Source organism: Mycolicibacterium wolinskyi str. Jessa 2025, assembly GCF_049241375.1.
GTDB lineage: Bacteria > Actinomycetota > Actinomycetes > Mycobacteriales > Mycobacteriaceae > Mycobacterium > Mycobacterium wolinskyi.
Genome location: NZ_CP185960.1, coordinates 6,238,349 through 6,254,513 on the forward strand (window position 1 = coordinate 6,238,349; position 16,165 = coordinate 6,254,513).

17 protein-coding genes are annotated in these 16,165 nt (G+C 66.7%); 6 read left to right on the forward strand and 11 right to left on the reverse strand.

What is annotated here, in order from left to right; genetic code table 11:
* The first annotated feature begins 49 nt into the window (after positions 1–49).
* Both ACOI2T_RS30915 and ACOI2T_RS30920 read left to right on the forward strand, forming a co-directional pair.
* Entirely contained in the window at positions 50–1,339 is a 1,290-nt protein-coding gene (locus ACOI2T_RS30915) for a lyase family protein (protein ID WP_409502301.1), read from the forward strand.
* A complete protein-coding gene (locus tag ACOI2T_RS30920; protein WP_067849558.1) occupies positions 1,332–2,669 on the forward strand; it encodes an MFS transporter in 1,338 nt (445 codons plus the stop codon). The genes ACOI2T_RS30915 and ACOI2T_RS30920 overlap by 8 nt, the downstream gene beginning before the upstream one ends.
* Before the next feature lie 81 nt (positions 2,670–2,750).
* Here the strand turns inward: ACOI2T_RS30920 and ACOI2T_RS30925 are convergent, their stop codons facing one another.
* The 5 genes from ACOI2T_RS30925 to ACOI2T_RS30945 form a co-directional block, all read right to left on the reverse strand.
* A complete protein-coding gene (locus ACOI2T_RS30925) occupies positions 2,751–3,563 on the reverse strand; it encodes an alpha/beta hydrolase (protein WP_409502302.1) in 813 nt (270 codons plus the stop codon).
* A gap of 18 nt (positions 3,564–3,581) precedes the next feature.
* Positions 3,582–4,613 carry an endonuclease/exonuclease/phosphatase family protein gene (locus ACOI2T_RS30930; protein WP_409502303.1) on the reverse strand — a complete coding sequence of 344 codons (1,032 nt, stop codon included), beginning with the start codon at positions 4,611–4,613 and terminating at the stop codon, positions 3,582–3,584.
* Between the two features lie 94 nt (positions 4,614–4,707).
* Complete coding sequence (locus ACOI2T_RS30935) at positions 4,708–5,739, reverse strand: NAD-dependent epimerase/dehydratase family protein (RefSeq protein ID WP_409502304.1); 1,032 nt, start codon at positions 5,737–5,739, stop codon at positions 4,708–4,710.
* Positions 5,736–6,512 carry an S-methyl-5'-thioadenosine phosphorylase gene (locus ACOI2T_RS30940; protein ID WP_067849034.1) on the reverse strand — a complete coding sequence of 259 codons (777 nt, stop codon included), beginning with the start codon at positions 6,510–6,512 and terminating at the stop codon, positions 5,736–5,738. The genes ACOI2T_RS30935 and ACOI2T_RS30940 overlap by 4 nt, the downstream gene beginning before the upstream one ends.
* A 6-nt stretch (positions 6,513–6,518) precedes the next feature.
* Positions 6,519–6,734: a hypothetical protein gene (locus tag ACOI2T_RS30945; RefSeq protein ID WP_067849036.1), complete on the reverse strand. Its 216-nt coding sequence runs from the start codon at positions 6,732–6,734 to the stop codon at positions 6,519–6,521.
* Between the two features lie 47 nt (positions 6,735–6,781).
* On the opposite strand from ACOI2T_RS30945, the gene ACOI2T_RS30950 reads away from it, so the two are divergent.
* Together ACOI2T_RS30950 and ACOI2T_RS30955 are read left to right on the forward strand one after the other, a co-directional pair.
* A complete protein-coding gene (locus tag ACOI2T_RS30950; RefSeq protein WP_067849039.1) occupies positions 6,782–7,660 on the forward strand; it encodes a 1,4-dihydroxy-2-naphthoate polyprenyltransferase in 879 nt (292 codons plus the stop codon).
* Positions 7,661–7,866: 206 nt separating this feature from the next.
* Positions 7,867–8,679 carry a type IV toxin-antitoxin system AbiEi family antitoxin gene (locus ACOI2T_RS30955; protein ID WP_409502378.1) on the forward strand — a complete coding sequence of 271 codons (813 nt, stop codon included), beginning with the start codon at positions 7,867–7,869 and terminating at the stop codon, positions 8,677–8,679.
* Positions 8,680–8,756: 77 nt separating this feature from the next.
* Here ACOI2T_RS30955 and ACOI2T_RS30960 read toward each other — a convergent pair whose 3' ends face one another.
* Entirely contained in the window at positions 8,757–9,323 is a 567-nt protein-coding gene (locus ACOI2T_RS30960) for a Clp protease N-terminal domain-containing protein (protein WP_085147543.1), read from the reverse strand.
* A gap of 1 nt (position 9,324) precedes the next feature.
* Positions 9,325–9,540 (reverse strand): helix-turn-helix domain-containing protein, encoded by a 216-nt coding sequence (locus ACOI2T_RS30965; RefSeq protein WP_067849046.1) that lies wholly within the window; start codon positions 9,538–9,540, stop codon positions 9,325–9,327.
* A 234-nt stretch (positions 9,541–9,774) separates the two neighbouring features.
* Here ACOI2T_RS30965 and ACOI2T_RS30970 point away from each other — a divergent pair, with 234 nt between their 5' ends.
* Positions 9,775–10,428 (forward strand): response regulator, encoded by a 654-nt coding sequence (locus ACOI2T_RS30970; protein ID WP_067849049.1) that lies wholly within the window; start codon positions 9,775–9,777, stop codon positions 10,426–10,428.
* On the opposite strand, the gene ACOI2T_RS30975 is transcribed toward ACOI2T_RS30970, so the two are convergent.
* The 3 genes from ACOI2T_RS30975 to ACOI2T_RS30985 all read right to left on the reverse strand — a co-directional run bounded on the left by ACOI2T_RS30975 (position 10,406) and on the right by ACOI2T_RS30985 (position 14,056).
* On the reverse strand, positions 10,406–12,442 hold the full coding sequence (locus tag ACOI2T_RS30975; protein ID WP_409502305.1) for a TRAP transporter permease: 2,037 nt from the start codon (positions 12,440–12,442) through the stop codon (positions 10,406–10,408). The genes ACOI2T_RS30970 and ACOI2T_RS30975 overlap by 23 nt on opposite strands.
* The gene (locus ACOI2T_RS30980) at positions 12,439–13,479 is read right to left on the reverse strand and encodes a TAXI family TRAP transporter solute-binding subunit (protein ID WP_409502306.1); all 1,041 of its coding nucleotides are present in this window, start codon (positions 13,477–13,479) and stop codon (positions 12,439–12,441) included. The genes ACOI2T_RS30975 and ACOI2T_RS30980 overlap by 4 nt, the downstream gene beginning before the upstream one ends.
* 217 nt (positions 13,480–13,696) lie before the next feature.
* Positions 13,697–14,056, reverse strand: coding sequence for a LytR/AlgR family response regulator transcription factor (locus ACOI2T_RS30985; RefSeq protein ID WP_067849054.1), 360 nt, complete (start codon positions 14,054–14,056; stop codon positions 13,697–13,699).
* 125 nt (positions 14,057–14,181) lie between these two features.
* Here ACOI2T_RS30985 and ACOI2T_RS30990 point away from each other — a divergent pair, with 125 nt between their 5' ends.
* Positions 14,182–15,813, forward strand: coding sequence for a GAF domain-containing sensor histidine kinase (locus tag ACOI2T_RS30990; RefSeq protein WP_409502307.1), 1,632 nt, complete (start codon positions 14,182–14,184; stop codon positions 15,811–15,813).
* Positions 15,814–15,823: 10 nt separating this feature from the next.
* Here ACOI2T_RS30990 and ACOI2T_RS30995 read toward each other — a convergent pair whose 3' ends face one another.
* The gene (locus ACOI2T_RS30995) at positions 15,824–16,072 is read right to left on the reverse strand and encodes a keratin associated protein (protein ID WP_085147813.1); all 249 of its coding nucleotides are present in this window, start codon (positions 16,070–16,072) and stop codon (positions 15,824–15,826) included.
* Positions 16,073–16,165: the final 93 nt, after the last annotated feature.

Sequence of the window (16,165 nt, forward strand, 5' to 3'; positions counted from 1 at the left end):
ACAGGCCACAGCGATTGTGGGCCGCGTCACTCGGGAGGAGTCGAACTCAATGCCGTCAACCGACCAGACACCGAAGGCGGATCAACCGCTGTACGGGCAGCAGACGATTCTGGCACTGGCGAATTTCACTGCGCCGGGCCGCACGTTCGGCGACGTGCTGGCGTTCGTGCGCAACTATGCCCTGGTGAAACTCGCCGCCGCACAGGCGAACCACTCCCTCGGCGTACTGGCCTCCGCGCAACGTGACGGCATCGTCGCAGCCTGCGAGGAAGTCGCCGCCGGGCATCATGCGGACCAGTTCCCGTCGGCGCTGCTTCTCGGCGGCGGTGGCACGACGACAAATATGAACGTCAACGAGGTCATCGCAGCCCGTGCCAGCCAGCTGGCCGGTACGGAAGTGCATCCGAACGACCACGTCAACGCATCCCAATCCACCAACGACACATATCCCACAGCGATGGCTTTGACGGTGCTCGACCTGGTCGAGCACCCTGTGCAGGCGCTCGACGAGCTGGCGCGCGCCCTGGATGACAAGGCCGCCGAATTCGATGTCACCCCCCACCTGGGACGCACATGCCTGCGAGACGCGGTCACCCTGACCGCCGGCCAATCACACCGGGCACAAGCCGCGGCGATCCGCCGCACCTGCGAGGACCTTCGCTCGGCAACCGCAGCCATGAGTTCCGTACCGCTGGGGGCGACCGCGATCGGAACGGGCGTGGGCGCGCCCGACGGCTATCGGGAACTCGCCATCGGCGAACTCGTCTCCCTCACCGGCCGGCAGCTGGAGCCGGCCGTGGATCCCTTCGACGCCCTCGCGCACCTGGACCCGTATGCAGCGGTGGCCGCCGCCGGGGCCCGTGCCGGGCTGACGATGGCCAAGGTAGCCGCCGACATCCGGTTGCTCTCGTCCGGCCCGGCGGGTGGACTGGGCGATCTGAACATCCCTGCGGTGCAGGCTGGTTCGTCGATCATGCCGGCGAAAGTCAACCCGGCGATCCCGGAGTACGTGATGCAACTCAGTTATCGCATCCGCGGTGCGGCCCACACGGTGGAATTCGCCGTCGCTGCAGGTGAACTCGAGCTCAACGTGATGGAGCCGGTGATCATCGACGCTCTCATCACCATCTTCGATGACCTTGCAGCCGCGGCAACAACTTTCGCTCGCCGCTGCATCAGCGGAATCAGTTGGGACGGCCAACGCCGAGAAGAAAACCTATCCGCCGCCCTCGACAGTTGGGTGACACTCGCCGCAGCCAGGGGGTATGACGCCGCGACGCTCCGGTACCGCAACAACGACCTCTCCACCAGCGGACTGAATGGAGATCGACATGTCTGACGTTGCGGCACAAACGGTTCGGCTTGTCGACTACGAGGATGCGCCACTCACCCGTTTCCAGATCCGCGTGACGATCGCAGGCACCGGCGGACAATTCAGCGACGGTTTCATCCTCGGCATCATCGGGATCGTCATCACTTCGGCCACCGGCGCCCTGGGATTGACGCCCTTGTGGATCGGCCTCCTCGGCGCCGCGACCCTGGCCGGCCTGTTTCTCGGCGCCGTTGTCACCGGTCCGATCGCGGACCGCCTCGGGCGCCGGCATATCTTTGCCTGGGACATGCTCGTCTTCGCGGCATTGTCGGCAGTCCAGTTCTTCATCGAGTCACCGTCCCAACTGTTGGCTCTGCGCTTGCTGATCGGCGTGGTGCTCGGCGCCGACTACGTGGTCAGCAAGTCCCTCGTCACCGAGCACGCCCCCCGCCGTTTTCGCGGCAGACTGATGAGCCTGCTCGCAGTCGCCTGGGCCGGCGGTTACGTCGCCGCTTACCTCGTCGGCTTCCTGCTGACGAATATCGAAGGCGAATCCTGGCGATACATGCTCGCCGCAAGCGCAGTGCCCGCACTGCTTATCCTCGGCTTCCGACTCGGCGTCCCCGAATCTCCCCTGTGGCTCACCCAGCACGGGCGCACCGCGGAGGCCGCCGCCGTCGTCTCGCGCCATCTCGGTGCCAATGTTCGCCCACCCGCGATCGAGCCGAATCCACCGCGACGAAATATCAGCGCCCTGTTCACGCCGAAGTACCGCAAGCGCACCATGGTGGGAGCCTTGTTCTATATCTGCCAAGTCATCCCATTCTTCGCACTCGGGACGTTCTCGCCTCAGGTGATGGAGTCGCTCGGGGTTACGAGCAAACTGGGTGCAGGCGCCGCCTACAACATCTTCCTGCTCGTCGGCGCGGTTCTTGGACTTCTGGTGATCGATCGGATCACACGGCGTTCGTTCTTGATCGGAACATTCTTCGTGGGTGCCGGTCTACTGGCCGCGCTCGTCATTTTTTCTGACACCAACTCCGCGGTGAAGGTCGCCCTGTTCGCCCTTTTCGCACTCGTACTCGCCGCCGCAGTGAACCTGGAGTTCGTCTATCCGCCAGAGCTGTTTCCCACCGATCTGCGGGCGTCCGGGGTCGGGATCGCCGTTGCGGCCAGTCGGATCGGGTCAGCAGTCAGCACCTTCCTGTTGCCGATCGTCGTCGCGCAGTACAACGTCAATGTCGCGCTCATCGGATGTGTCGTCGTCCTGGCGATCGGTGGATTCACCTGCTGGGCATGGGCACCGGAGACTCGCGACGAGTCACTGAACGAAGTCGACGGCAATGTGGCACCCTGACGAGCCGCATACAGGCCGGAAGTACCAGACTGAGATCCGCCTGGACCGATAGGTGCGGATACGCCTTCGGCGTCGGCGGATCTAGTTCAAACCCGACGCCGACAAGAACCGCTCGATCTCACCTACCATCCGGTGCCCGTCGAGCAACTCGGGGTCGTTGTGACCGGCTCCCGGCACCAGGACCCAACGCTTGGGTTGGGGCGCAGCCTCGTACAGCTGCCTGCTCAGCGCGGTCGGCACGATGTCATCGTGATCGCCGGCGATGACCAGCAGCGGTGCCGCCAGTGACGGGATCCGCTCGATCGACGGATAGCGGTCCAGCAGAAGGCGCCGCACCGGCAGCCATCGGTAGTGGACTGCTGCGACATCGCCGAGCGAGGTGAACGGCGATCGCAACACCAACGCGGTCGGCGGCTTTTCGACCGCAAGCCCGAGCGCCACCGCCGCGCCCAGAGATTCACCGAAGTAGGCGACTCGGTCGACACCCGGCTGGGCCGTCAACCATTCGTGCGCGGCCCGCGCGTCGGCGGCCAGCCCGTCCTCGGTCGGGCGGCCCGGGTTGCCGCCGTAGCCGCGATAGTCGAACAGCAGCACCGAAAGCCCCATCCGGTTGAGGGCGACGGCCAATGGCGCGCGCATCGACCGGTCGCCGCCATTGCCGTTGAACACCAGCACCGCCGACCGCGCCGGGCCCGGGAGGTACCAGGCTCCCAATCGTTTTCCGTCGGCGGTGGTCAGCTCGACATCCTGGCCGCCCGGCAACACCGTCGCGGCGGACGGGACCGGGCCGGGCGACGGGAAGTAGATGAACCACCGCTGCGCGGAAAACAGCACGGCGAGCAGGCCAGTCGTCACGAGCGCGACGATAGCGACGACCGCGAGCCACCGGCGCATCAGCCCCGCGGCCGCACCTCAGGCGGGGTCATGCTTGAAACTTACCTTCACCACGCCGTGATCTCCGGTGCCGACATCCTTCTGATTGTCGAAGTTGAGGTGATCGTTGTTGATCACCAGACCGTCGAACAACCAGCGGCGCTTGCGGCTGTTGTCGTAGAACTGCTCGCTGACGAGGACGTGGTCGAGCGATTCACGCAGATCCTGGTGCACGTGCGTGTAGTAGACGTCGCGGGTGTCGCGGTACTCCTGCAACGTCTGGGCGGTGTAGAGGCCGACGTCCGCGCCGCCGACTGCCTCGCCCACGAGATACCGGGGCTGTTCGGTCAGGATGTTCGCGGTATTGCTGTGCTGGCCGTCATTGATGTCGCCCAGCACGATCACCGGAGTCGTGGAGTCCTTCATGACAGACGTGAGCATCACCCGCACCGCGGTGGCTTCCGCCGTCCGGCGAATGGTCGAGATCGCCTGCCCCAATACGGTCTGGTGAGGGCGGTAGACGTCCGGGTCGGCATCGAACCAGGCTTCACCGCTGATCGCCGTCGGCAACTTGGACTTCAGATGCACGACATAGATTTCGGTGGCCGGTTCGTCGTCGCGCAGCTGGACCTGAAAGTTCAGCACCGGCCGGGAGAACCGGTTGATGGTCACGTTGATGCGTGGGGCCTGCGGATCGTTCGCGTCGTCGGAGGACTGTAGCTTCACCGCGTCGGGAAACTTGTCCTCCCAACGGGGTTCGCCCTTGAGCAATCCCTTGCGCACCAGCGCGGCACAGACGATCTTCTTGCCGGTCGCCGGTTTGGCCAGCACGTCGTAGCGGTCTTTCAACACGCCGCTACCGGCGGCCAGCACCTTCTCCAGCGCCGTTTTGCTCCAGAGTTCCTGCAAGCCGACGATGTCGGGGTCCAGCGTTTCCAGCTGCCACGCCGTCCACCACGCCTTCTTCTTGAACTGCTCGTCGGTCCATACGGCGCCGTGGTGCATCTCCTTGCCCGCATCCTGCAGATTGAACAGGTTGAAGGTCGCGACGCTGAATCGCTTGAGGTCCATACTCATTGCCTACCCGCGCCGTCGTCACTCGAGTGCGCGAGAACGGAGCGGTGGAGAAACATTCCTCCACCCGCGGCGTGCTGTTCACTCGGCGCTAACCGCGCAGCGGGGCGAACGCGAACTCCGTCAGCCCGTCACGGGGATCCACTGCGGCCCGGAAGCCGAGGACTTCGGCGGCGCGTGCCGGATCGGCCACGATGTGGCGGACGTCGCCGGTGCGGTACTGGCCGGTGACGACGGGTGCGGGCGCGCCACGCACCTCACACAGTTGTGTGGCCACCTCCATGATCGAGATCGGCCGGCCCGAGCACACGTTGAACGCGTTGAACCCGTCCATGGTGGCCTCGACCGCGGCAACGTTCGCCGCCGCGACGTCGTCGACGTGGACGAAATCACGCATCTGCCCGCCGTCTTCGAAAACCCTTGGCACGTCGCCGGATTCCAGCTCCGATCGGAAGATCGCGGCCACCCCCGAATACGGCGTGTCGCGCGGCATCCCCGGGCCGTACACGTTGTGGTAACGCAACGCGACGACCGATGCGCGGGCGGCATCCGACCAGGCCAGCGCGTAGTGTTCCTGCGCGGTCTTGCTCGCCGCGTAGAGACTGCGCGGGCGCAGCGGGGCGTCCTCGCCGACCAGCCGCCACCGCAACGGTTCCCCGCCGACGGGGCAACGATGTTCGAACACGCCGTTGTCCAGATCCGTGCGTGACCGCGGCAGTGGTTCGACCGGGCCGTGCTCGGGGCAGTCGTAGCCGCCCTGCCCGTAGACGACCATCGACGACGCCAACACCAGTCGCGCGCAACCGGTTTCGAACATCTCGGCGAGCAGCACTGCGGTGCCGAAGTCATTGTGGCTGGCGTAGGACGGCGCGTCGGCCGCATTCACCCCGGCGCCCACCACCGCGGCCTGGTGGCACACGACATCGACGCCCTCCAGCAGCGGGGCCAGCGCGGTGGCGTCGCGGATGTCGACCACCTGACAATCGTCGGGCGGCTCGGTGCCGGCACGATGAGCCGCGGCCAGCATCGCGTCGACCGCGATCACCTCATGCCCGGCGGTCCGCAGCGCGGCGGCGATACGGGTTCCGATGAACCCGGCCGCACCCGTCAGCAGAACTCTCACGGCAACTCGAACGGCAGCTTCACACCGTCGTGGGCCAGGCAGTGCGTGCACGTGCGCTCGACCTCGACCGCCTCCAGCGCCTCGTGCACGAGCTTCTTGAACGGCACCATGTTGCGTTCGAACTCGGCGAACACATCGACAGTCGTCACACCCGAACCGGCCTCGATACCCGCATCCAGATCGGTGACCAAAGCGATTGATGCATAACACATCTCGAGTTCGCGAGCGAGAACAGCCTCGGGATATCCGGTCATGTTCACCAACGTGAAGCCCTGGCTCGCGAACCAGCGGCTCTCCGCGCGGGTGGAGAACCGCGGCCCCTGGATCACCACCATCGTGCCGCCGTCGACGACATCGGGCAGCCCGGCCGCGGCAGCGCGCAACGACGGGCAGTACGGATCGGCGAACCCGACGTGGATGCCCCCGGAGTCGAAATACGTGTCGCTGCGGCCCCTGGTGCGGTCGACGAGTTGGTCGGGCACCACCATCGCGCCCGGGCCGAGCTCGGCGGTCAGACTGCCGACCGCGCACGGGCCGAAGATCCGCCGCACCCCGAGCGCACGCAACGCCCACATGTTGGCGCGGTAAGGCACGGTGTGCGGTGAGTACTCGTGCTTCACCCCGTGTCGAGGCAGAAACGCCACCTCGTGCTCGCCCACCGTGCCGACGGTGACCGGTGCGCTCGGTACGCCGTAGGGGGTGTCGAGGTTGATGGTCCTGGCGTCGGACCCGAAGAACGAATAGAAACCGCTACCGCCGATGACTCCGAGCATGCAGCGTTATTCGGTCTCGTCCTCGAGTTGCGCCTCACGGGCTTTTCGGGCGCTGTCCCGGATTTCGAAGACATCCGTCGCCAGACCACCGATTGCCGACGCCACGTCCTTCACCGCGGTGGTGATGATCGTGGCGACCTCCCCCACCGTCGAGGCCACCGCCTCGACGGACTCCTGCAGCACATCTTTACCGATCTCGGTCTTGCTGAGCTGGTCCTTCATGAGGCTCAGTGTAGGTCGGCTCATACCCCGGCTCATACGATGGCGGCGTGGCCAGTTTCGCGCAGTGGATCGAGGGAGCCCGTCCACGCACATTGCCCAACGCGATATCGCCGGTGATAGCCGGGACCGGCGCGGCCGCCTGGCTGGGCGCGGCGGTGTGGTGGAAGGCGTTGCTGGCACTGGTGGTCGCGCTGGCATTGATCGTCGGCGTCAACTACGCCAACGACTACTCCGACGGCATCCGCGGCACCGACGACGTGCGGTCGGGGCCGTTGCGGCTGGTCGGCTCGCGGTTGGCGTCACCGCGCGCGGTGTTGACCGCCGCGCTACTGAGCCTGGGCGTCGGCGCCGTGGCCGGCCTCGTGCTGGCCGCGGTGAGCGCGCCATGGCTGATCGTCGTCGGGGCGGTGTGCATCGCGGGAGCCTGGTTGTACACCGGAGGCAAGAAGCCCTACGGGTATCTGGGTCTCGGCGAGGTCGCGGTGTTCATCTTCTTCGGCCTGGTCGCGGTACTGGGTACGCAGTACACGCAGGCGCTGCGCATCGACTGGGTCGGCGTGGTGGCCGCGGTGGTCATGGGTTCGCTGTCGTCGGCGGTCCTCGTGGCCAACAACCTGCGCGACATCCCCACCGACGCGCAATCCGGCAAGATCACGCTCGCGGTACGCCTCGGCGACGCCCGCACCAGGGTGTTGTTCCAGGTGCTGATGGCAATTGCCTTCGTGCTGACGTTGGTGCTGATCGCCGCGACCCCGTGGTGTGCAGTCGGCCTGCTGGCTCTGCCTCTTGCGCTGCGGGCGATCCGGCCGGTGCGCACGGGCCTCGGCGGCGCGGCGCTGATTCCCGTGCTGCGCGACACCGGGCTGACGATGTTGGTGTGGGCCGTTGCGGTGGGTGTGGCACTCGGGGTGGCTGGCGGCTTCTAGCGCGAGCAGACGCGCGGGTACCCGAAATCCACCGTTTTGGGGTACTGACGCGTCTGCTGGCGGAGTGAGTTTCAGCAGTTATCCACAGATTGCGATTGCCTACTTATTTTCCGGCGGGTCGGCACGCCACCATCGAACTCGTGTTGCTCGACGAGATATTCGCCGCCAACGGCGGGGTGGCGACCACGGCGCAGTTGAGGGCGGTCATGACCCGCAAGGTCCTCGCGTCGCGGGTACGGTCAGCAACCTTGTTCAAGGTCTGCCGCGGCGTCTATGCACAGCAGCCGCCCGGCTCGTTCGAGCGACTCGCGGCATTGGACCTGCTGACGTCGACTTCGATCGTGGCCTGCATGGGCACGGCGGCAGCACTCTATGGTTTCGACACCGAGCGAGACGAGCGCCTTCACATCCTCGACCCGGGCGTCCGGATCCGACCGGACGAGCGCCTGATGGTGCATCAGCGCGTCGAAGCACCGTTGCAACGCGTGGCAGGCCGGCTCGCGACCTCACCGGCGTGGACAGCTGTAGAGGTCGCACGTGCGCTGCCGAGGCCGCGCGCACTGGCAACGTTGGACGCAGCATTGCGCGTCGGCGCCTGCACCGCCGCTGAATTGGATGACGCGATCCGTGAGCAGAAAGGGCGCAGAGGCATTGTCGCAGCGCGTGATCTGCTGCCTCATGCTGATGGCAGGGCGGAGTCCCCGATGGAGAGTGAAATGCGCCTGGTGTTCATCGACTGGAGCGTGCCGATGCCGGAACTGCAGTACGAGATCATCGATCGCGGCGGCAGACGTTGGCGGGTCGATTTCGCTTGGCCGGACGCGAAAGTCGCGGCGGAGTACGACAGCGTGGAATGGCACGCCGACCCGCTCGCATTCAAACATGACCGGCTCAAGACCGCGCGGCTACAGGAATGTGGCTGGACCACTATTCCAGCCGTGGTCGACGACATTCGCCGACATCCAGAAGAGCTGGTACGAGGCGTCATGCAACAGCTGGACCGGGCACGAGCAAGTTAACACCTCGCGAGCAGACGCGTGGGTACCCGAAATACAAGGTTTCGGGGTACCCACGCGTCTGCTCGCCGGGAAAGTAACTAGGCAGCCTTGTCGAGCAGATCGACGATGCCGGCACGCAAATCCTCCGCGCTGACGTGTTCGGTCACCAGGCTGACGGTGTAATCGTCTCCGCCGCGGAGAATGCCGAGCAGGATGTGCTCGCATCCGATGACATTGTCCTTGTGCACCAACGCTTCCCGGAGCGCGAGCTCAAGAACTTTCTTGGCGGGCTTGGTGAACGGGATGTGCCCGCGACGGCGACTGCGGCGCCCGGACCGGCGCAGCGCATTGTCGAACGCATCGGCCCCGAACGTCTGATTGATGTTGTCGCGCACCGCCCGCAGGTCGATCCCGATCGAGCGCAGCGCCTCCGCGTCGGCATCGAAGGACTCGTCACCGGGTGCGTCGGCGGCGACCAACTTCCCGCGCACGACATCGGCCGTGAGCCCGAATCCGGCCAGCAATGCCGACAATTCGCGACCTGAGCTCTGCAGCACGCCGACCAGGATGTGCTCGGGCCGGATGTCGTTGGCCGCGAGCTCGCGGGCCTCCTCTTGCGCCAGCACCACGGCGACACGGGCGTGCCGGCTGAACCGTTCGAACATGTCACTTCCTCCGGTTGTGTTTCTGATGCACGGCCTGGCGGCTGACCTCGAGCGCATCGGCGATCGCCTGCCAGCTCCAGCCCTGTTCGCGGGCATTCGCGACGTGGATGGCCTCCAACCGCTCCTGCAACCGCTGCAGCGCCCGCACCGCGCGTAATCCGACGGCGGGATCCGAGCTGCTGACCCCGTCGGTGATCAGTGCATCGATTTCACTCACGTTGTCAACGTACCTCGCGTGTCAAGAAACCTTGACAGCGGATGATCAGTCGCCCTGCCGAGCAGACGCGTGGGTACCCGCAGACGACGTTTTTCGGGTACCCACGCGTCTGCTCGCGAGGGAACGGAGCCTGCTGCACCGACCCAACCGCCCTCACTCGCCGTTTTTTACGCAGATGCGGAATGATGGGTCGGCCTGGGATAAACCGGGCGAACCGGCGCGGGAAGGACCGTGATGAGTGCGCTGCGAGTCGTCGTTGCCGACGACGACGTACTTCTGCGTGAAGGGCTTGCCAGCCTGCTCGACCGATCTGGGTTCGAGGTCGTCGGGCAGGCGGCCGACGCGACGGAACTGCTTGCGCTGGTGCGTGATCATGCACCGCAACTCGCGGTCGTGGACATCCGGATGCCCCCCACGCACACCACTGAGGGCCTCGACGCGGCCAAGGTCATCCGCACCGAGTCGCCCGACACCGGAATCCTGGTGCTCTCGGCCCACGTCGAAGTCGAGCACGCGACCGAACTGCTCGCCAGCGGCCACGGCATCGGCTACCTGCTCAAGACACGCGTCACCGACGTCGGCGATTTCGTGGAGACCCTCGAGCGGATCGCCAAGGGCGCGTCGGTGGTGGACCCGGCCCTGGTGTCCGAGCTCGTGTCGGCCCGGCGCCGCGACGACCCGTTGGCCGCGCTGAGCGCCCGCGAGCACGAAGTGCTGGTGCTGATGGCCGAGGGCCGGTCGAACGCCGGCATCGCGCGCCGCCTGTGGGTCACCGAGGGCACCGTGGAAAAGCATGTCCGCAGCATCCTGACCAAGCTGAATCTGAACGAAGAGGCCGACGATCACCGCCGGGTGCGCGCGGTGATCACGTATCTGGAAGCGCGCTAGCACGCCGCAACACGAGGTGCAGGATCAGCGCCACGACCAGGAGCCCCGCTCCCACTGCGATCGTCACCGGATGCAGGTAGAGCAGCAGCGCCGCCGCCGGCGCACACAGGATCCGCTCGGGCCACCCGGCCTGCCGGATCATCCACCCGCCCGTCAACACCGCGAGCGCGGCAACGGCCAGCGCGGCGACCGCCCCGGTCCACACCATGTCACCGAACGACCGCAACCCGAGTAGCCCCTCACCGTTGTCGGTCAGCACGAACGCGAACGGCACCAAGAACGCGGGCAGCGTGTACTTCCAGGTCTGCATCATCGTGGCGATCACCCGGCCGCCGGTGATCGCCGATGCCGCGACGGCGGCGAGCGCGGTCGGCGGCGTCACCTCGGACAGCACCGCGAAATAGAAGACGAACATCGCCGCGGCGGGCGCGGCGACACCGAGATCCTGCAGCGCCGGGCCGACGATGACCCAGCTGATGACGAACGACGCCGTCACCGGCACGGCCAGACCGAGGATCGACACCGCAACGGCGGCGAACAGGGCCGTGAAAATCAGTACCGTCGTTGGGTTTTCACTGATGAATCGGGCGGTGTTGACGAGGATCGAGTTCAGCTGCAGGCCGAGGCCGGTGCGCGTGATCATCGCCGCGATGACGCCGGCGGCAGCGCACACGGCCGCGACCGAGAGCACGCCCCGCACCCCCGTCGCCAGCGCCGTGTACAGCCGGGCCGGGGTGAGCCGGTGTTCGCGATCCAGATACGACAACACGATCTGGATCAGCGTCGCGTACACGACGGCACGGACCGCCGAGATGTCCATCGCGAGGAACACCACGATCAGCACGAGCGAGATCAGGTGGTAACCGAATCTGCCGAGTAGACGCAGGCTCGATGCGGCACTGACCTCGACATCGCGCGTACCGTAGCGCCGCGCGTCGATCTCGACGGCGAGCAGGATGCCGAGGTAGTAGAGGATCGTCGGCACCACGGCCCACAGCAGCACGGTCAGGTAGGACACCCCGAGGTACTCGGCGATGATGAACGCCGCCGCGCCGAGGGTCGGCGGCGACAGGATTGCGCCGATGCCCGCGGCGGCCAGCATGCCGCCCGCGTTCTCCTTCGGGTAGCCGGCCTTCTGCAGCACCGGCCAGCACACCGAGCCGAGGCTGACGGTGGTCGCGGTGCCCGACCCGGACACACTGCCCAGGAGAAACCCGGCCAGCGTGACGGTGCGGCCCGGGGCGGCTCGCGATCGGCGGAACGCGGCGAACGACAGGTCGATGAAGAACTTGCTGGCCCCCGACGCGTCGAGCACCGCACCGTAGATGGTGAACAGCACGATGTAGGTGGCCGCGACGTCCAGCGGCACCCCATAGATGCCGGTTGCCTGGATGAACGACGCACTGATGATCTGGTCCCAGTCGACGCCTGCGTGGGCGATCGCCGCGCCCTGCGGCAGATATCCCCCGTAGTAGGCGTAGGCGAGCGCGAGCAGACACACGATCGGCAGTGCGGCCCCGGTGGTGCGCCGGCACGCCTCCAGCACGAGCAGCAACACGATCGACCCGACAATCACGTCGAGCGCGGCGGGGGTGCCCTGCCTGCTCAGGAACTCATCGAAACCCCCGCCGGCACCGGCGATCTCGAACGGCAACACCGGATACAGGCAGGCCACCAACGCCACCGCGGCAAGCAACCAGTCCACCGGCGTCGGGTTGTCGGACTGGTCCTGCGGTGCCGCGTCATCGCGCGACCGCCGACGCAGCCGCACCCCCGAGCGGTAACACAGCAACGTCAGTGGCAGCACCGCCGCCAGGAACACGATCAGCGAGAACTGGTTGCCCTGCGCGAGTGGGAAGAACACCTGCACGGCCGCGAACAGTCCGAGCAGCACGCAGCCCGCGGCCACGGCGTGCCCGACCCAACCGGTCAACCGCCGGGCCGGCTTCTCGTCCTCGTATGCCGCCGACGCCGTGACGTCAGGTTCCCGCGTATCCCGTTCTGCCACGGTCAATTTGTCGCACCGAGCTCGTCGAGCGCCTTCTGGGCTCCCGGATGCAACGGCACCGGGCTGGTCTCACGAGCGGTGTCGAGCGCGATGTTGTCGGCGGCCTTGTTGGCCTTGACCAGATCGTCCTTGTGCTCGAACAGCGCCTTGGTCAGCACACACGCGGTGTTGCCGTCCATATCGTCTTTGACCAGAAGCACATTGGGCACCACGACGGTCGACACGTCCGCCGGAGTCTGATAGGTGCTGGCCGGGATCACGCCCTGCTCGTAGATCGAGTTGATCTCCTGAAGCTTGGGCAGCGTGTCGGTGACGTCGATGAACTTCACCTGGTCGCGGCGGCTGACGAACAGGTCGGTGATGCCACTGGTGGGCAGGCCGCCGGACCAGAACATCGCGTCGATGGAGCCGTCTTTCATGCCCTCGACGGTCTTGCCGAGTTCGGTGCGCTGCGCGGCGACGTCGCCGGCCGGGTTGAGACCGGCCGCCTCGAGCATGCGATTGGCGATCACCTCGGTGCCCGAGTTGGGCGCCCCGGTGGAGACACGCTTGCCGCGCATGTCGGCGATCGTGTTGATGCCGGCGTCGGTGCGGGCGATGACCTGGGTGTAGTTGGGATACAAGCGGGTGAGCGCGGCGATCGGCTGCTTCTCGGTGAAGGACGCCGTGCCGTTGACGGCATCGGCGGCAGTGTCGGCGAGCGAGAACGCGATCTGATGCGTGCCCGCGACGAGTTGCTGAATGTTCTGCAGCGAAGCCGACGTCTCGGCTGCGGTCGCCTTGAGTTTGCCGTCGGTCTGCTGACTGATCGCTTCGGCATAGGCGCCGCCGAGGGTGTAGTAGACGCCCGTGGTGTTGCCGGTCGCGATACTGAGCCGGGCATCCGTGGTGACCTCACACGATGTCGGCTCCGACGCGGCGGCCCCGTTGTCGTCGCTGCGCTGACCACCACAACCGGCCAGTACCAACACCATTGCGCCAAGTGCGACGCCCAGCTTGGCGGCCGTCGGCGTGGTGAATGATGCGCTGGCGTTGTTTCCCATTCTGCTCCCCTTCAGATCAGCGGCGCCGTCGCCGCCTGCCGGTCGTGTGCCGATCATGGCCCCGATCGACGTCGTCGCGGAACAAAATGGGCGCCTTGGGCCGACATTTCTCGCACAAACACGTGTCTCGGCGGACCACGCCGGCCGGGTTCGAGACGACTTCAACTCCGAACCCGTTGTTTCCTAGCAGGATTCACAAACCTGGCAGGGCTTCAGGTCAACACCGCGCCAACAGGTACTCGATCGCCGCGACCGACAGCGCGAACTTCGGAACGAATCCGACGGCCGGGCTGCACGCGATCATCTCGTGCAGATCCTGTTCGGCGTATGTCGAGATCAGGATCACCGCAGGCGGCGTCGGCAGCGCGCTGCCGTCGAGCTCGTCGGCCAAGTCGAATCCGCTCTCCGGGCCGAGTGCGACATCGACCAGAACGACGTCGGGTTGAAGCTCGCGACACATACGCAACGCCTCGTCGCTGTTGGAGGCGGCGCCGACGACATCGACGCCGCCGCGCCCGAGCATGGCGCTTGCGGCGGTCCGGAAATTGGCGCTGTCATCGACGATGAGGCAGCGCACGTCGCCTCCGGAAGCCACTCATGTCTCCAGGGTGTCAGTGACAGGACGCCGTTTCATTACCGCTAGCCGGAATTTGCCGGGACAGTGGGCATGATCGGCCGGTGTGAATCGTTCATAGAGGTCAGATGAGTGACACCCGTGCTGTTCCGCCACCGCCCGGCCCGCGCCGGCGGTCTGTGGGCACGCGCCTGCTCGGCCTGGTGCTGCGTCCGACGGCTCCGCCGGTGAGCGTCGGCATTGTCGTCGCGGTGGTGTTGATCGCGGCCGAGACGGTACTGGTCTACCTCTTGCGCCGGGTGGCGCCCGAAAGCACGTTCGGCGCGGTGTTCCTGCTCGCCGTGCTCGTGGTGTCCGCGGGGTGGGGCCTGCGCCTGGCCCTGGCGACGTCGGTGGCCAGCGCGCTGGTGTACGTGCGGTTCCACATGGAGACCCACGGAGGGCTGCTTCCGACGCACCCGCGCGATATCGCGGCCATCGCGATCTTTGTGCCGGTGGCGCTGCTGACGAACGTGCTCGTCGGGCAGGCGCGGCTGCGTGCCGCCGAGGCCGAGGAGCGCAGACGCGAAGCCGACCTCGCGGCAGCCACCGCCCGTGAGGCACAGCACCTCATCGCCGTCAGCCACGCCGAAGTGAGTGCGCTGGCCGAACAGCAGGCCGCGCTCCGCCGAGTCGCGACCCTGGTGGCGCTAGGGGCGGCGCCCGACGAGGTGTACCCGGCCGCGGTCGACGAGCTCGCCGCCGGGCTGCGCATGGATCACGTTTCGCTGCTGCTGTACCCCGGTGACGGGTCCGCACTGGTTCTGGCTTCGCGCGATCCCCACGGTGTGCCGAAACTGACCATCGGAGAACGCTTGCCGCTCGACGGCGACAGCATCCCCGCTGTCATCGCCGCGACCGGGCTGCCGGCCCGCGTCGACGACTACGCCAAGCAAACTGGAGCAACCGCGGCTCGAATCCGCGACATCGGCATCCGGTCCGCGGTAGGCGCCCCGATCATGGTCGACGGGCTGGTGGGCGGGGCATTGTGTGTCGGAGCAGCCGAACCCGCCGCGTTCGGACCCGACACCGAGGTCCGCGTCGGTGACTTCGCCGATCTGGTCGGCACCGCCATGACAAATGCCCGGACGCGTGCCGCCTTGACCGCGTCGCGCGCCAGGATCGTCAATGCCGCCGATGCGGCGCGGCGTCGGTTCGAGCGCGACCTGCACGACGGGGCCCAACAGCGGGTGATCTCGCTGGGCCTTGCGCTGCGCGCGGTCGAGGCATCGGTGCCGGCGGAGCAGGTCGAACTGCGGGCACAACTCAATCGCCTCGCCGCCGGGCTGTCTGCGCTATCCGACGAACTGCAGGAGTTCTCCCGCGGGATTCACCCGGCGATCTTGTCGAAGGGCGGTCTGGGACCCGCGATCCGATCCCTGGCCCGGCGCTGCCCCGTCGCGGTCGACGTTCATCTCGACCTCGGCGCTCCGGTACCCGAGTTCGTGGGTGTGGCAGCCTATTACGTCGTGGCCGAGGCACTCACCAACGCCGCCAAACATGCCCGCGCCACCGTCATCGATGTCACTGCCCGCGTCACCGATGACGCCTTGCACCTGGCGATCCGCGATGACGGAATCGGCGGCGCCACCGCGGGATCCGGATCGGGGCTCATCGGCCTCAAGGACCGCGTCGAAGCGCTGTCCGGGCAGCTGACGATCTCCAGCCCGTCCGGCTCCGGCACCACGCTCACCGCCCGGATCCCGCTCAATTGTGGTTAGCCCCACGGTGTCAGCGGTGATCGCCACCGTGGTGGAAGATCAGACCGTATTCGCCGAAGAACGGGTATTGAGCCTGATAATCGACGGCCGGTGGGGTCGCGGTGAACTGCGCGTTGCCGTTGGACTGGCACAGCGTCGAGGTGACCGCCGAGGTACAGGTCGGCCCGCTCGGTGCGGCTTGCGCGGCGGGGGCGACGGCGATGGCCAGCGCACCCGCGCCGAGGGCCAGCACCGTCGAAATACGTGTCCGGTTACTCATGATCAGCACTACTCCTTTGTCGGCCAGCTCAATTCGAGCAACTCCAGCCTCGCGCTCCACGCGGCCAAAAGCCTCAACGCTGGCACCCAATGC

What these genes read in the sequence shown, in the direction of transcription:
- ACOI2T_RS30915 (WP_409502301.1), top strand. Translation starts at nt 50, where the DNA reads ATGCCGTCAACCGACCAGACACCGAAGGCGGATCAACCGCTGTACGGG.
- ACOI2T_RS30920 (WP_067849558.1), top strand. Translation starts at nt 1,332, where the DNA reads ATGTCTGACGTTGCGGCACAAACGGTTCGGCTTGTCGACTACGAGGAT.
- ACOI2T_RS30925 (WP_409502302.1), bottom strand. Translation starts at nt 3,563, where the DNA reads ATGCGCCGGTGGCTCGCGGTCGTCGCTATCGTCGCGCTCGTGACGACT.
- ACOI2T_RS30930 (WP_409502303.1), bottom strand. Translation starts at nt 4,613, where the DNA reads ATGGACCTCAAGCGATTCAGCGTCGCGACCTTCAACCTGTTCAATCTG.
- ACOI2T_RS30940 (WP_067849034.1), bottom strand. Translation starts at nt 6,512, where the DNA reads ATGCTCGGAGTCATCGGCGGTAGCGGTTTCTATTCGTTCTTCGGGTCC.
- ACOI2T_RS30945 (WP_067849036.1), bottom strand. Translation starts at nt 6,734, where the DNA reads ATGAAGGACCAGCTCAGCAAGACCGAGATCGGTAAAGATGTGCTGCAG.
- ACOI2T_RS30955 (WP_409502378.1), top strand. Translation starts at nt 7,867, where the DNA reads ATGACCCGCAAGGTCCTCGCGTCGCGGGTACGGTCAGCAACCTTGTTC.
- ACOI2T_RS30960 (WP_085147543.1), bottom strand. Translation starts at nt 9,323, where the DNA reads ATGTTCGAACGGTTCAGCCGGCACGCCCGTGTCGCCGTGGTGCTGGCG.
- ACOI2T_RS30970 (WP_067849049.1), top strand. Translation starts at nt 9,775, where the DNA reads ATGAGTGCGCTGCGAGTCGTCGTTGCCGACGACGACGTACTTCTGCGT.
- ACOI2T_RS30980 (WP_409502306.1), bottom strand. Translation starts at nt 13,479, where the DNA reads ATGGGAAACAACGCCAGCGCATCATTCACCACGCCGACGGCCGCCAAG.
- ACOI2T_RS30990 (WP_409502307.1), top strand. Translation starts at nt 14,182, where the DNA reads ATGAGTGACACCCGTGCTGTTCCGCCACCGCCCGGCCCGCGCCGGCGG.
- ACOI2T_RS30995 (WP_085147813.1), bottom strand. Translation starts at nt 16,072, where the DNA reads ATGAGTAACCGGACACGTATTTCGACGGTGCTGGCCCTCGGCGCGGGT.